Source organism: Variovorax sp. IB41 (assembly GCF_016405905.1).
Taxonomy (GTDB): Bacteria; Pseudomonadota; Gammaproteobacteria; order Burkholderiales; family Burkholderiaceae_C; genus Variovorax.
On sequence record NZ_JAEFCB010000012.1, the window covers coordinates 60401 to 73122 of the forward strand.

Here is a 12722-nt window from a genome sequence, read left to right on the forward strand (position 1 = left end):
AGGTTTAGATCGCGCAGCCGTCGGGGCCGCACGCCGGCGCCGTGCTCGCGGGCTGCGGCGGCGTGGCGAAGGTCGCGAGCTGCGCCTTCCATTCGTCCGGGCGGCCGAGCCATGGGCCGATGTCTACGAGGCTTGCAGGGCCGCCGGCATGTGCGAGCACGAAGGTCGGAAAGCCCTGGCCGCCTGCGCGTTGCAACAGCTGTCGGCTCGCGGCGATGTGCTGCTCAGTTGCTTGGCCGGACAGTCGCGCGAAGTTCGATGCGAAAGCCTTCGCATCGAAGCCGAGTTCGACGGCCACCGCGGTGAGCACATCTGCATCGGCGATGCGCCGGCCTTCGACGTAGTGCGCGTGCTGCAGGCGATGAATCATGTCGAGCCCGCCGCCTTCGCGCAGCGCTTCGGCGGCGAGGACCGCAGCAGTCGGCGGCTCGGAATCCATCACCGCGCCGGTGTCGCGCAGCAATCCCTCGAAGTAAGCCTCGCCGAACGGCTGGCCCGTGAGTTCGGCGATGCGCCGGTCGTGCGGCATCACGTACTCGCGCCACTGCGGGGAGATCGCGCGGCGGTTGGCGCCGGTCATCATGCCGCCGCCGTGGAACTCGACTTTCAGCCCCGGCACGCCGCGCGCCGCATCGACCAGCGGCGCGGCCGCGTAGCACCAGCCGCACATCGGGTCGAAGATGTAGTGCAGCGTGGCGGTGTCGCCGTTGTCGTCGTTCACTGCGGCCATTTCATGTCTCCCTTGATGACCTTGGCGCTCAGTTCGAGCGACGAGGTGTCTTGCAGTTTCGGGTAGCGCTTCTTCATCGCGGCGATGAGCGCGGCCGAGTCCTTGGCCTTCTTCGCTTCGGTCTCGAAGGCCTGCAGATAGCCGCGCGTGAACTTCACCGAAGCGAGCGTGTAAGGCGCGCTGCCGTCCGCGTTCGGCAGGTAGTGGCCGGGCACCACGGTCTTGGGATGCAGCGCTTCGATGCGGCCGAGCGCCTTGAGCCAGTCGGCGCGTGAGGCGGGTGTTTGCGTGTCGGCGATCCACACATGGATGTTGGCCGACACCGGGATGCCGCCGACCACCGCCTTCAGCGAGGGAATCCAGGCGAAGCTGCGCTCGGGCGTGGGGCCGTCCAGGCCGACGACCTGGATCTTGCGGCCTTCGAGTTCGAGGCTGTCGCCCGTGAGCGGCTGCGGCACGACCAGCGCCTTGGGCGCGTTGTCCTTCAGGATCGGACCCCAGTGCGCGAGCTTGCCGTCCTTGGAGGCCTGGATCGCGGCCACGGTCTGCGGCGTGGCGACGATCTTCGCGTCGGGGAACGCGGCCTGGATCACGTCGAGGCCGAAGTAGTAATCGGGGTCGCTGTGGCTCACGTAGACGGTGGTGAGCTTCTTGCCGCTGGCCTTGATCTTCTGCACCAGCGCCTCGGCATCGTTGCGCTGGAACTGCGCGTCGACCAGCACCGCGTCGTTCTGGCCGGTGATGAGCCCGGAGGACACCGGGAACATCGACTTGGCGCCGGGGTTGTACACGTCGAGCTTGAGCGGCTCGGCGGCATGGGCCAGCGGCGCGAGGGCGAACGTGGCGGAAAGGACTGCGGCGGAAATCAAGGCTCTGCGGAACATGGCGGACTTTCGGTTGGGATGGCGTGACAGCGTGAACAGACCGAATGCTAGGTTGCCGGAAACGAAACAAAAACCACCGCCGCCGCAATGGATCGTTTCCGTTATCGGACGAATCAGGCGCTGCCCGGCCGGTCCGTCGCGCAGCGTTCGAGGTGCGCCACCAGCAACTGCGCCGAAGGCGACAGCGCCGCCTCGCCCCGGAAACAGATCGCGAAGCGCCGCCGCGCCCACTCGTCGGTGAGCGGCATCAGCCTGAGGCCAAAAGCCTCGGCGAAAGGCCGCGCGACCTCGGCCGGCACCACGCTGATCGCGAGCCCTGCGCGCACCACGCGCAGCGCCGCATCGAAGTTGGACACCAGCACGCGGTACACGAGCGGCTTGCCGGCAACGGCCGCCTCGCGCGCGAGCATCAGCTGCACGGCGCTCAGCGCGGGCATGCCGACGAATTCGTGATCGAGCACCTGCTCGAAGCGCACCGCCTCGTGGCGGGCCACGGGGTGCGACGGGTGCGCGACGATCGCGAGGTGGTCGGAGCGGTAGTCGCGCCGCTCCAGCCCTTCGAGATCGGCCGCGTCCCAGCACAGGCCAATGGACGCGACGCCTTCGCGGATGCCGCGCACGATCTCGGGGCTCACGCGCTCTTCCATGTCGACGCGGATGTTGCGGTGCGCCGGGTCCTTGAGGAAACCGGCCACGTCCTCGGCCAGCGATTCGGCCATGACCGAGGCCGAGGCGAGGATGCGCACATGCCCGCGCGCACCGCCCGCGTACGCGGCCATGTCGCGCTCGATGCGCGTCGCGCTGCCGAGCATGGCGCGCGCATGTTCGAGCAGCGTTTCGCCGGCCGGCGTCGGCACCACGCCGCGGCGCTTGCGCAGCAGGAGCGGCGTGCCGACGGTGTCTTCGAGCTGCGCGAGGCGCTTGCTGATCGCCGAGCCGACGATGCTGGCCTGTTCGCCGGCGCGCGCGATGCTGCGGGTTTCGCAGACGGCGACGAACAGGCGCAGCGTGGTGAGGTCGAGGTCTCTCATGTTGTTTTGTGGTGTTCCGTTTTGGAAGCAGTTGGCTTCCAAAATATACCTTCTGGACCGAATCGGAACTTCTAACATCGACGCCGTACCCTCACACGACGGAGACAAGACTTGATTCACGCCTTCCTGCCGCCCCGCGCGGTCGTTCGCGAAGTGGGCCTGCGCGACGGGCTGCAAAGCATCTCCCGCGTGCTGCCCACCGCACGCAAGCTCGAATGGATCCGCGACGCGCACGCGGCCGGCCAGCGCGAGATCGAGGTCGGCTCCTTCGTGCCGGCGCACCTGCTGCCGCAGCTGGCCGACACGGCCGAGCTGCTGGCCTATGCCAAGACGCTGCCGGGCCTTTTCGCCTCGGTGCTCGTGCCCAACCTCAAGGGCGCGGAGCGCGCCATCGCGGGCGAGGCCGACCTGATGATGGTGCCGCTCTCGGCGAGCCACGCGCACAGCCTCGCCAACCTGCGCAAGACGCCCGACGAGGTGGTGGCCGAGGTCGGGCGCATGCGCGCCGCGCGCGACGCGGCGGGCTCGAAGACGCTGATCGACGGGGGCGTGGGCACGGCGTTCGGCTGCACGATCCAGGGCCATGTCGCACCCGACGAAGTGCTGCGCCTCATGCAGGCGCTGCTCGATGCGGGCGCCGACCGCGTGAGCCTCGCCGACACGGTGGGCTACGCCGATCCGGCGATGGTGCGCAGCCTCTTCGAGCGCGCGCTGCGCATCGCCGGCGACCGGCTCTGGTGCGGCCATTTCCACGACACGCGGGGCCTCGGGCTCGCGAATGCGTATGCGGCGCTGGAGGTCGGCATCACGCGTTTCGATGCGTGCCTGGCCGGCATCGGCGGCTGTCCGCATGCGCCCGGCGCGAGCGGCAACGTCGACACCGAAGACCTCGTCTTCATGCTGGAGAGCATGGGTGTCGCGACCGGCGTCGACCTGCCGAAGCTGCTGGACCTGCGCAAGCGCGTGGCCGGCTGGCTCGATGGCGAGACGCTGCAGGGCACGGTGTGGCGCGCGGGCTTTCCGAAGACCTTCGCACCGGCCGCTGCGGCCGAAGAGGTGGCCGCATGAGCGCTGCAGCCACCGAGCCGAAGCGCCTGCCGCTCGCAGGCATCCGCGTGGTCGAGTTCACGCACATGGTCATGGGCCCGACCTGCGGCATGGTGCTCGCGGACCTGGGCGCGGAAGTCATCAAGGTCGAGCCGATCGACGGCGACCGCACGCGGCACCTGCTGGGCGCGGGCGCGGGCTTCTTCCCGATGTTCAACCGCAACAAGAAAAGCATCGCGCTGGACCTGCGCAACCCGCAGGGGCTGGAGGCGGCGCTGCGCCTGTGCGCCACGGCCGACGTGGTGGCGCAGAACTTCCGTCCCGGCACGATGGACAAGTACGGCCTGGGCTACGCCGCGCTCGGCAAGCTCAATCCGCGCCTGGTGTACGTGAACCACACGGGCTTCCTGCCCGGCCCCTACGAGCACCGCACCGCGCTCGACGAGGTGGTGCAGATGATGGGCGGCCTGGCCTACATGACGGGGCGCCCCGGCGATCCGCTGCGCGCGGGCACGAGCGTGAACGACATCATGGGCGGCATGTTCGGCGCGATCGGCGCGATCGCCGCGCTCATGCAGCGCGCCGAGACCGGCAAGGGGCAGGAGGTGCAGTCGGCGCTGTTCGAGAACAACGTGTTCCTGGTCGGCCAGCACATGCTGCAGTACGCGATCACGGGGCAGGCGGCCGCGCCGATGCCCGAGCGCATTTCGGCCTGGGCGCTGTACGACGTGTTCACCGTGAAGGACGGCGAGCAGATCTTCCTGGCCGCAGTGAGCGACGCGCAATGGACGGTGTTCTGCGACGCGCTGGGCTTCGATGACCTGAAGGCCGATGCGGCCCTGCGCACGAACAACGAACGCGTGCGCCTTCGCCCCACGCTGCTGGCCGACCTGCGCGCGCGGCTGGCCGACCGTTCGGCCGCCGAGCTCTCGGCGATCTTCGAGGCGCGGGGCCTGCCGTTCGCGCCGATCACGCGTCCCGAGGACCTGTACGCCGATCCGCACCTGAAGGCCACCGGCGGCCTCGCGGACATTCGCCTTCCGGACGGCGAGCGCGCGGGGCAGATGGCGCAGACGACGCTCTTCCCGATCACGCTAGGCGGCGAGCGCCTGGGCGTGCGCCTGCATCCGCCGACGCTCGGCGAGCACACGCGCGAACTGCTGGCCGAACTGGGCTACGCCGACGCGCAGGTCGATGCAATGCATGCCGATGCGGCCGTGAGCTGACGCCGGCGATTCTTCAAAACATAAAGAGAGACAAGACCATGACCACGAACTTCCTTCCGATGACGCGCCGCACGATGCTGGGCTTGGGCGCGGGCGCCGCGGCGCTTGCTGCATTCCCCGCATTTGGACAGGGCTCCGACAAACCGATCCGCTTCATCCTGCCGATCAGCGCCGGCTCGGGCGTGGACAACATCGTGCGCGCCGCCTCGGTGGCGCTGGGCAAGGCCTTCGGCCAGCCGGTGGTGATCGAGAACATGCCGGGCGCGGGCGGCATCACCGGCACCGCGGCCATCGTCAAGGCGGCGCCCGACGGGCTCACGCTGGGCATGGTGTCGAACAACCACGTGATCAATCCGAGCGTGTTCAAGAAGATGCCCTTCGATGCGATCAACGACATCACGCCCATCAGCGTGGTCGGCGCGACGCCGCTGGTGCTGATGGTGAACCCGAAGCTGCCCGCGAAGAACGTGAAGGAGCTCGTGGCGCTGCTGCGCGCGAAGCCCGAGGGCTACAACTACGCCTCGTCGGGCAACGGCACCATCATTCACCTGGCCGGCGAGATGTTCATGGACGAGGCCGGCGTGAAGGCGCGGCACATTCCGTACAAGGGCACCGGCCCGATGGTGACCGACATGATGGCGGGGCAGGTCGAGATCGGCGTGGTCGCGCTGCCCGCCGTGCAACAGCACATCAAGAGCGGCGCGCTGCGTGCCATCGGCGTGTGCGGGCCGTCGCGCTCGCCGGCCGCGCCGGACATTCCGACGATCGCGGAGCAGGGCCTGCCGAACTACGCGGTCGAAGGCTGGTTCGCGGTGATCGGCCCGCCGAAGATGCAGGCGGCCGACATCAAGCGCGTGCACGACGCAGTGGTGGCGGCCTACACCAGCGCCGAGGTGCGCGAGGCGATGGACAAGCAAGGCAACGTCATCAAGCCGACTTCATCCGACGAGGCCGCGAGCTACTTTCGCACCGAGGCCGCGCGCTATGCGGCGCTCGTGAAGAAGGCGAACGTGGTGCTGGAGTAGCAGCCAGGCAATTCAAGCCGGGCTCGTGAGCTTGAGCCCGAGGATGCCCGCCACGATCAGCCCCACGCACGCGAGCCGCGCCGCATTGGCCGGCTCGTGGAACAGCACGATGCCCAGGATCACCGTGCCCACGGCGCCGATGCCGGTCCACACCGCGTAGGCCGTGCCCACGGGCAGCGAGCGCATCGCCCAGCCCAGCAGCACGATGCTCAGGATCATCGAGATCACGGTGCCCACCGACGGCCAGAACTTCGTGAATCCTTCGGTGTATTTGAGGCCGATGGCCCATCCCATTTCAAGCAGACCAGCCACCAGCAATACGACCCAGGCCATGCGCGCTCCTTGGTGAAAACGATAGAGAGGGGTTTCAGTTCTCCGGCCGCACGGCGCGGTAAAGCGCGCGCACGAAATCGGACTGCGTGATCATGCCGGTGAGGCGCTTTTCACCATCGATGATGGGGATATGGTGGTGGCCGCCTTCGGAGAAAAGCGGCACGAGATCGACCACCGGCCGCTCGGCGCTGGCTACGCGCACCTGGCGCGTCATGATCTGGCCGACCACCTCGGGCTTGTTCGAGACCACCGTGCGCGTGGCGCGGATCAGGTCGCGCAGCCGGCCCGCGATGCCTTCGTGGTGCTGCAGGTCGAGCTGGCGGAAGAAGTCGGCCTGCGTGACGATGCCCACCACGCGGCGCGTGCGGTCGGTCACCGGCAGCGCCTTGATGCGCTTGTCGTGCATCAGCGCCCAGGCCTCCTGCAGCGGCGTTCCGAACTCCACCGACACGGGGTTGGGCGACATGATGTCGCCGCAATCGAGCGTGCCCAGGCGCCGCTTGTACGACTCCAGCTCGGTCTGCTGGATCAGCGATTCGAGGTCGTCGCGGCTGATGTCCAGCACCTGGTTGTAGCGGGCGAGCACCGCGTCGATGTCGGCCTGGCTGAAGCGCGCATCGGCGCGCGGCGGCTGCGCCACCTGCACGTGCGGATAGCGCCGGCCGGTGAGCGAGTTGTAGACGACGCCGGCCAGCACCAGCAGCAGTGAGTTGGTGAAGAACGGAAAGAGCGCCGACGAGAAATGCGTGGTGTGCGTGAGCACCGCCAGCAGCGCCGCCGCGCCGCCCGGCGGGTGCAGGCAGCGCGCGAAGAACATCACGCCGATGGCGCCGGCCACCGCGATCGAGGCGGCCACGGCCGGGTCGGGAATGAAGCTCACGCTCGCGATGCCGACCACGGCCGACAGCGTGTTGCCGCCGATCACCGACCAGGGCTGCGCGAGCGGGCTCGCGGGCACCGCGAACACCAGCACCGCGCTCGCGCCCAGCGGCGCGATCAGCCAGACGGCGCTGCCCAGCGGCCCCGCCAGCCAGCGGCACAGCACCGCGGTGACGAAGAGGCCGATGGCCGCGCCGCACACGGCGCGCAGGCGCTCGCGCATGTCGACGGCGGTGCGGCCCGGCAGCCAGGCGCGCGCATAGGCAAGAACTGCGGAGAGCCGCATCGAGCCGGTTCCTTTCAGGTTTCGTGGGCGAGGCTGCGGCCGATCTCGGGCCAGCGGCCGTGCAGCCAGACCCAGGCGACGAGGCCGATGCCCAGCATCAGCGTGGAGGTGACCGCCAGCGCCAGCGTGGAGTGCATCACCAGCGGCGCGATCGCGCCGGCGACCACGCCGTTGGCGGTCGAACCGATCACCGCCTGCAGCGACGAGGCCATGCCGCGGCGCTCGGGGTGCAGGTCGAGCACCAGCAGCGTGACCACCGGCACCATCAGCGCCCAGCCGAAGGCGAATACCGCGAGCGGCCACAGCGCCCAGGCCACGTGCGGCGTGAAGAAGGTGTTGGCCACCACGTTGACCACCGAGGTGACCAGCATGATGAGGAAGCCGTCGCGGATCTGCCGCTTGGGCGTGACCTTGCCGGCCATGCGGCCGCTGGCGCGTGCGCCGAGCATGATGCCGCCGATGGTCAGAAGGAAGAACCAGAAGAACTGCTGCGGCTGCAGCGCGAGGTGGTCGCCCAGGAACGCGGGCGCGGCCAGCACGTAGAGGAACATGCCGTTGAAGGGCACGCCGCTCGCGAGCGCGAGCAGCAGAAAGCGCGGGTCGGAGCACAGGTCCCAGTAGCCGCGCAGCAAGTGCCGCACGTGGAACGACTGGCGGTGCGAGGCGTGCAGCGTCTCGGGCAGCAGCTTGTAGTTGGCCACGAACAGCACCACGCCTACGGCCACCAGGAACCAGAACACCGCGTGCCAGCCCGCATGCACGAACAGGAAGCCGCCGATGATCGGCGCGATCGCAGGCGCCACGCCGAAGTAGATCGTCACCTGGCTCATCACCCGCTGCGCCTCGGCGGGCGGGAACATGTCGCGGATCACCGCGCGCGAGACCACGATGCCCGCGCCGGTCGAGAGGCCCTGCAGCCCGCGGAACAGCACCAGCTGCGTGATGTTCTGCGACAGCGCGCAGCCCAGCGAGGCGATGGTGAATACTGCGAGGCCCCACAGCACCACGGGCCGGCGGCCGAAGCTGTCCGACAGCGCGCCGTGGAACAGGTTCATGAACGCGAAGCCGAAGAGGTACGCCGAGAGCGTCTGCTGCATCTCGGCGGGCGTCGCGCCGATGGAACGCGCGATGCCCGAGAAGGCCGGGATGTAGGTGTCGATGGAGAACGGCCCGAGCATGCCGAGCACCGCGAGCAGGACGGCCAGCGCCCAACGCGGGGCCTGCCAGAGTTTGTCGGCGTCGGGATTCATGGCTTGGATGGGAAGAAGAGCTGCGAGAACGGCGCGCCAAGGGTGCGCACCGAAAGAGTGCGAGCGTAGCAGACGCGCCGGACGTTCGCCGGGGCGGGCCGCCCACTAAACTGCGCGCCTGCGTGCATGAAGAAGAAGGGACGAGGAATGAGTCAGGAGTTTCTGTCGATCACCCGTGGCGAGCTGTGGCTGCGCGGCGGCCAGGCCGCGCCGGTGCAGATCGAATCGCCGTTCGCGCGCGAGCTGATCCAGCGCGAGGCCAACAGCCGCCGCACCACTTCCTGGAAGCACGCCGAGCGCGAGGAGTCCCAGGGCATGCTCTCGGGCGCCGCGCTGTGGGGCCGGGGCGGGCCGGGCGGCGCGATGGCGCCGGCGCGCTTCCAGCACGTCTGCCGCGGCGGGCCGCGCACCATCTACTACGTGCTGAGCGTGGGGCGCAGCATCGGCCTGTTCCGCTACGAGCTGGACGAGAAGCGCGAGGTGCGGCTCTTTCATCGGCAGCACACGCCGATCCTGGGCATGGCCTATGTGCCCGAGACGCGCCACCTCGTGCTGGCCGTGGGTCAGCCCGACGGCACCGCGCAGTTGGAGGTGTTCGACGAAGAGGGCAACGCCAAGGGCGCGATCACCGGCGGCGACAGCCTGGACGCCGCGCCGGCCGCGATGCCGGGCGCGCCCTCGACGCTGGTCTACCAGTCGTGCGGCGTCGCGCGGCATGCCGAGAGCGGCGTCGTCGTCGCGATGGGGCATTCGACGGTGAACTGGCTCGACTACAAGAGCGCCCAGATGGACAGCCTGCTCGACGACCCCGAGTGGGACTACATCGTTCCGCGCATCGCGTCCGACGGCACGCTCTACGCGATCCGCCGGCCGGTGGAAAAGCCCGCGCACGAGCGCGCCGGCGGCGCGATCAAGGACACGCTGATGATGCCGTTGCGCCTGGGCAAGGCGGTCTTCGGCTACCTCAACTTCTTCTCGATGATCTACGGCAAGGAGCCGCTGCGTTCGGCCGGCGGCCCGCGCACGCCCGAGCTCGACCAGGACCTGGGCAAGCTCTGGCTGCACGGCCGGATGATCGAGTTGTCGAAGGTGCGCAGCGACCCGCAGTACTCGGGCAACCTCGTGCCCGGGTCGTGGCAGCTGATCGCGCAGGAAGGCCGCCGCGCGAGCCCGCGCGTGATCGCCTCGCATGTGGCGCACTTCGACCTCGCACCCGACGGCGCGGTGCTCTACAGCAACGGCTACGACATCTTCTCGTGGTCGCGCGGCGAGCAGCGCAAGCTGGACCGCGAGGCGCTGGTGGAGGGGCTCGCGGCGCTCTGAAGAAATCGGTGCACCGGCCCCAAGAAAAAGGCCCGGGACCGCGTGAAGCGGTTCCGGGCCTTTTTTCGAGCCTTCCGACACCGTCGCCGGTGCCGGAGAACCCATGCCTCAGAGCGTGTCGATGAAGCTGCGCAGCTTGTCCGAACGCGACGGGTGCTTGAGCTTGCGCAGCGCCTTGGCTTCGATCTGGCGGATGCGCTCGCGGGTCACGTCGAACTGCTTGCCGACTTCTTCCAGCGTGTGGTCGGTCGACATCTCGATGCCGAAGCGCATGCGCAGCACCTTGGCTTCGCGCGGCGTGAGCGAGTCCAGGATGTCCTTGACCACGTCGCGAAGACCCGCCTGCATCGCGGCCTCGATGGGCGCCGTGTTGCTGCTGTCCTCGATGAAGTCGCCCAGGTGCGAATCGTCGTCGTCGCCGATGGGGGTTTCCATCGAGATCGGCTCCTTGGCGATCTTCATGATCTTGCGGATCTTGTCTTCCGGGATCTCCATCTTGGCGGCCAGGATGCCGGCGTCGGGCTCGAAGCCGAACTCCTGCAAGTGCTGGCGCGAGATGCGGTTCATCTTGTTGATCGTCTCGATCATGTGCACCGGGATGCGGATGGTGCGCGCCTGGTCGGCGATCGAGCGGGTGATGGCCTGGCGAATCCACCACGTGGCGTACGTCGAGAATTTGTAGCCGCGACGGTATTCGAACTTGTCCACCGCCTTCATCAGGCCGATGTTGCCTTCCTGGATCAGATCGAGGAACTGCAGGCCGCGGTTGGTGTACTTCTTGGCGATGGAGATCACGAGGCGCAGGTTGGCCTCGATCATTTCCTTCTTGGCATCGCGCGAAGACGATTCGCCTTCGTTCATGCGCTTGTTGATGTCCTTCAGCTGCGTGAGCGGCACCACCACGCGCGACTGGATGTCGGTGAGGCGTTGTTGCAGTTCCTGCACCGGCGGAATGTTGCGCGCGAGCACGGCGCTCCAGGGCTTGCCGGCGGCAGCCTGCTTCTCGACCCACTTCAGGTTCAAGAGGTTCGAGGGGATGCGGTTGCCGTTCTTGTCGTAGCCGCTGAAGTCGCGGATGAACTCGTCCTGCGGGAAGCCGCACTTGTCCACGATGATGCGGCGCAGCTCGCGTTCCTTCTTGCGAACGTCGTCCACCTGCGTGCGCACCAGGTCGCACAGCTTCTCGATGGTCTTGGCCGTGAAGCGGATGGTCATCAGCTCGTCGGACACGGCCTGCTGGGCCTTGGTGTACGCCGGTGTGCCGTAGCCTTCCTTCTCGTAGATCTTGTGGATTTTCTCGAACATGCCGGCGATGCGGTCGAAGCGATCGAGCGCTTCGCGCTTGAGTTCCTCGAGCTTCTTGGTGAGCGCCTTGGAGCCGCCCTTGCCGTCGTCGTCGTCTTCTTCGTCGAATTCGTCGAAGTCTTCTTCGGCCACATAGTCGTCGGCCTCGTTGGGGTTCGAGAAGCCGTCCACGATGGTCGAGATGACGACCTTGCCTTCACGGATCGTCGCGGCCATCTCCAGGATCGCGGCGATGGTGGCGGGGGAGGCCGAGATGGCTTCCATCATGGCCATGAGGCCGCCTTCGATGCGCTTGGCGATTTCGATTTCGCCTTCGCGCGTCAGCAGCTCGACCGTGCCCATTTCGCGCATGTACATGCGCACGGGGTCGGTGGTGCGGCCGAATTCGCTGTCCACCGTGGAGAGCGCGGCTTCGGCTTCTTCCTCGGCTTCTTCCACCGTGGTGGCGGTGGGCGCGGTGTTGTTCAGGAGGAGCGTTTCGGCGTCGGGCGTCTGCTCGTACACCGCCACGCCCATGTCGTTCAACATGGTGACCACGACTTCCATGGTCTCGGCATCGACCAGCTTGTCGGGCAAGTGGTCGGAGATTTCGCCGTGCGTGAGGTAGCCGCGGGTCTTGCCCAGCGTGATCAGGGTCTTCAGGCGCGAGCGGCGCTTGGCCAGGTCTTCTTCGGAGAGCACGGTCTCGTCGAGGCCGAACTCCTTCATCAAGGCGCGTTCCTTCGCCTTGCTGATCTTCATGCGAAGCGGCTTGACCTTTTCTTCGGTGGTCGTGGCGACCGCCGGCTCGTCGCCGGCCAGGTCTTCCTCGATGTCCGACAGGTCGACGTCGCTCTCGGGGGCGTCGTTGCCGGCCTTGGGCTTGCGGCCGCGCTTGGCGCCGGTGGCAGGTGCGGCGGCACCGGCAGCCTTGGGCGGACGGCCGACTTTCTTGGCAGTGGGAGCGGCGACTTTCTTGGGATCGTCGAGGGTGGTCGTTTTCGTGGGCACGGTTTTCACTTTCGTTGCGGGTGCCGATTTGGACGCGGCGGCACTCGTCTTAGATGCCGGCGTCTTGCCGGCTTTCAACGGTTTCTCTGCTACAGGCTTTTTGGCGACGCTTTTGGCGAGTGAAATAGCAGGCTTCTTTGAACTGGGCATACGACCTCGTTACGACAAGAATGGACAAGCGGAAATCACAGGCGCACTGCCATTCGGGCAGCGCCACCACAGCCCGCGCACAGGCACGGACATAAACAATTGGGAAAGAGGAATTAATTCCTCAGCAGACAAGATGTCGGGCGAACATTTGGTGTGCAGTCCTTGCGGTTATTGACCCTTTCCGCCGGAATTTACCGTTGGAGTGCGTTGCGCTAGGGGTCGGCCCGGAGGTGCTGCTGTCGCTCTTGTCTGATTTCGCCAGT

11 protein-coding genes and 1 pseudogene are annotated in these 12722 nt (G+C 67.7%); 5 read left to right on the top strand and 7 right to left on the bottom strand.

Features of this window, described 5'->3' with window-relative positions; genetic code table 11:
* Window positions 1–4: 4 nt before the first annotated feature.
* The 3 genes and pseudogenes from JC881_RS21015 to JC881_RS21025 form a co-directional block, all read right to left on the bottom strand.
* Window positions 5–730 (bottom strand): DsbA family protein, encoded by a 726-nt coding sequence (locus JC881_RS21015; RefSeq protein WP_198787636.1) that lies wholly within the window; start codon window positions 728–730, stop codon window positions 5–7.
* Window positions 724–1614: pseudogene (locus tag JC881_RS21020) on the bottom strand (MBL fold metallo-hydrolase); the annotation flags it as partial. The gene JC881_RS21015 and the pseudogene JC881_RS21020, both read right to left, overlap by 7 nt.
* A 113-nt stretch (window positions 1615–1727) precedes the next feature.
* On the bottom strand, window positions 1728–2645 hold the full coding sequence (locus JC881_RS21025) for a LysR family transcriptional regulator (protein ID WP_198787638.1): 918 nt from the start codon (window positions 2643–2645) through the stop codon (window positions 1728–1730).
* A 111-nt stretch (window positions 2646–2756) separates the two neighbouring features.
* Between JC881_RS21025 and JC881_RS21030 the strand changes: the two genes are divergently transcribed.
* The 3 genes from JC881_RS21030 to JC881_RS21040 are packed head-to-tail and all read left to right on the top strand — an operon-like array spanning window position 2757 to window position 5943.
* Complete coding sequence (locus tag JC881_RS21030) at window positions 2757–3713, top strand: hydroxymethylglutaryl-CoA lyase (protein ID WP_198787639.1); 957 nt, start codon at window positions 2757–2759, stop codon at window positions 3711–3713.
* Window positions 3710–4918 (top strand): CaiB/BaiF CoA transferase family protein, encoded by a 1209-nt coding sequence (locus JC881_RS21035; protein ID WP_198787640.1) that lies wholly within the window; start codon window positions 3710–3712, stop codon window positions 4916–4918. The genes JC881_RS21030 and JC881_RS21035 overlap by 4 nt, the downstream gene beginning before the upstream one ends.
* 38 nt (window positions 4919–4956) lie before the next feature.
* Window positions 4957–5943 (top strand): tripartite tricarboxylate transporter substrate binding protein, encoded by a 987-nt coding sequence (locus JC881_RS21040; RefSeq protein ID WP_198787641.1) that lies wholly within the window; start codon window positions 4957–4959, stop codon window positions 5941–5943.
* A 12-nt stretch (window positions 5944–5955) separates the two neighbouring features.
* On the opposite strand, the gene sugE is transcribed toward JC881_RS21040, so the two are convergent.
* Genes sugE through JC881_RS21055 form a run of 3 tightly spaced genes read right to left on the bottom strand, consistent with a single transcriptional unit; the run spans window position 5956 to window position 8691 of the window.
* Complete coding sequence (sugE, locus tag JC881_RS21045) at window positions 5956–6276, bottom strand: quaternary ammonium compound efflux SMR transporter SugE (protein ID WP_198787642.1); 321 nt, start codon at window positions 6274–6276, stop codon at window positions 5956–5958.
* Between the two features lie 34 nt (window positions 6277–6310).
* A complete protein-coding gene (locus tag JC881_RS21050) occupies window positions 6311–7441 on the bottom strand; it encodes an HPP family protein (RefSeq protein WP_198787643.1) in 1131 nt (376 codons plus the stop codon).
* 14 nt (window positions 7442–7455) lie between these two features.
* Window positions 7456–8691 carry a multidrug effflux MFS transporter gene (locus tag JC881_RS21055; RefSeq protein ID WP_198787644.1) on the bottom strand — a complete coding sequence of 412 codons (1236 nt, stop codon included), beginning with the start codon at window positions 8689–8691 and terminating at the stop codon, window positions 7456–7458.
* Window positions 8692–8838: 147 nt separating this feature from the next.
* On the opposite strand from JC881_RS21055, the gene JC881_RS21060 reads away from it, so the two are divergent.
* Window positions 8839–10014 (top strand): hypothetical protein, encoded by a 1176-nt coding sequence (locus JC881_RS21060; protein WP_198787645.1) that lies wholly within the window; start codon window positions 8839–8841, stop codon window positions 10012–10014.
* Between the two features lie 108 nt (window positions 10015–10122).
* On the opposite strand, the gene rpoD is transcribed toward JC881_RS21060, so the two are convergent.
* Window positions 10123–12309: an RNA polymerase sigma factor RpoD gene (gene rpoD, locus JC881_RS21065; protein WP_332875266.1), complete on the bottom strand. Its 2187-nt coding sequence runs from the start codon at window positions 12307–12309 to the stop codon at window positions 10123–10125.
* Between rpoD and JC881_RS32725 the strand changes: the two genes are divergently transcribed.
* Entirely contained in the window at window positions 12302–12634 is a 333-nt protein-coding gene (locus JC881_RS32725; RefSeq protein ID WP_332875267.1) for a hypothetical protein, read from the top strand. The genes rpoD and JC881_RS32725 overlap by 8 nt on opposite strands.
* Window positions 12635–12722 lie beyond the last annotated feature (88 nt).

Bases quoted from the DNA above. Each gene is read 5' to 3' on its own strand.
- JC881_RS21015 (WP_198787636.1), bottom strand. From the start codon at position 730: ATGGCCGCAGTGAACGACGACAACGGCGACACCGCCACGCTGCACTAC.
- JC881_RS21040 (WP_198787641.1), top strand. From the start codon at position 4,957: ATGACCACGAACTTCCTTCCGATGACGCGCCGCACGATGCTGGGCTTG.
- JC881_RS21035 (WP_198787640.1), top strand. From the start codon at position 3,710: ATGAGCGCTGCAGCCACCGAGCCGAAGCGCCTGCCGCTCGCAGGCATC.
- sugE (WP_198787642.1), bottom strand. From the start codon at position 6,276: ATGGCCTGGGTCGTATTGCTGGTGGCTGGTCTGCTTGAAATGGGATGG.
- JC881_RS21050 (WP_198787643.1), bottom strand. From the start codon at position 7,441: ATGCGGCTCTCCGCAGTTCTTGCCTATGCGCGCGCCTGGCTGCCGGGC.
- JC881_RS21055 (WP_198787644.1), bottom strand. From the start codon at position 8,691: ATGAATCCCGACGCCGACAAACTCTGGCAGGCCCCGCGTTGGGCGCTG.
- JC881_RS21060 (WP_198787645.1), top strand. From the start codon at position 8,839: ATGAGTCAGGAGTTTCTGTCGATCACCCGTGGCGAGCTGTGGCTGCGC.
- JC881_RS21025 (WP_198787638.1), bottom strand. From the start codon at position 2,645: ATGAGAGACCTCGACCTCACCACGCTGCGCCTGTTCGTCGCCGTCTGC.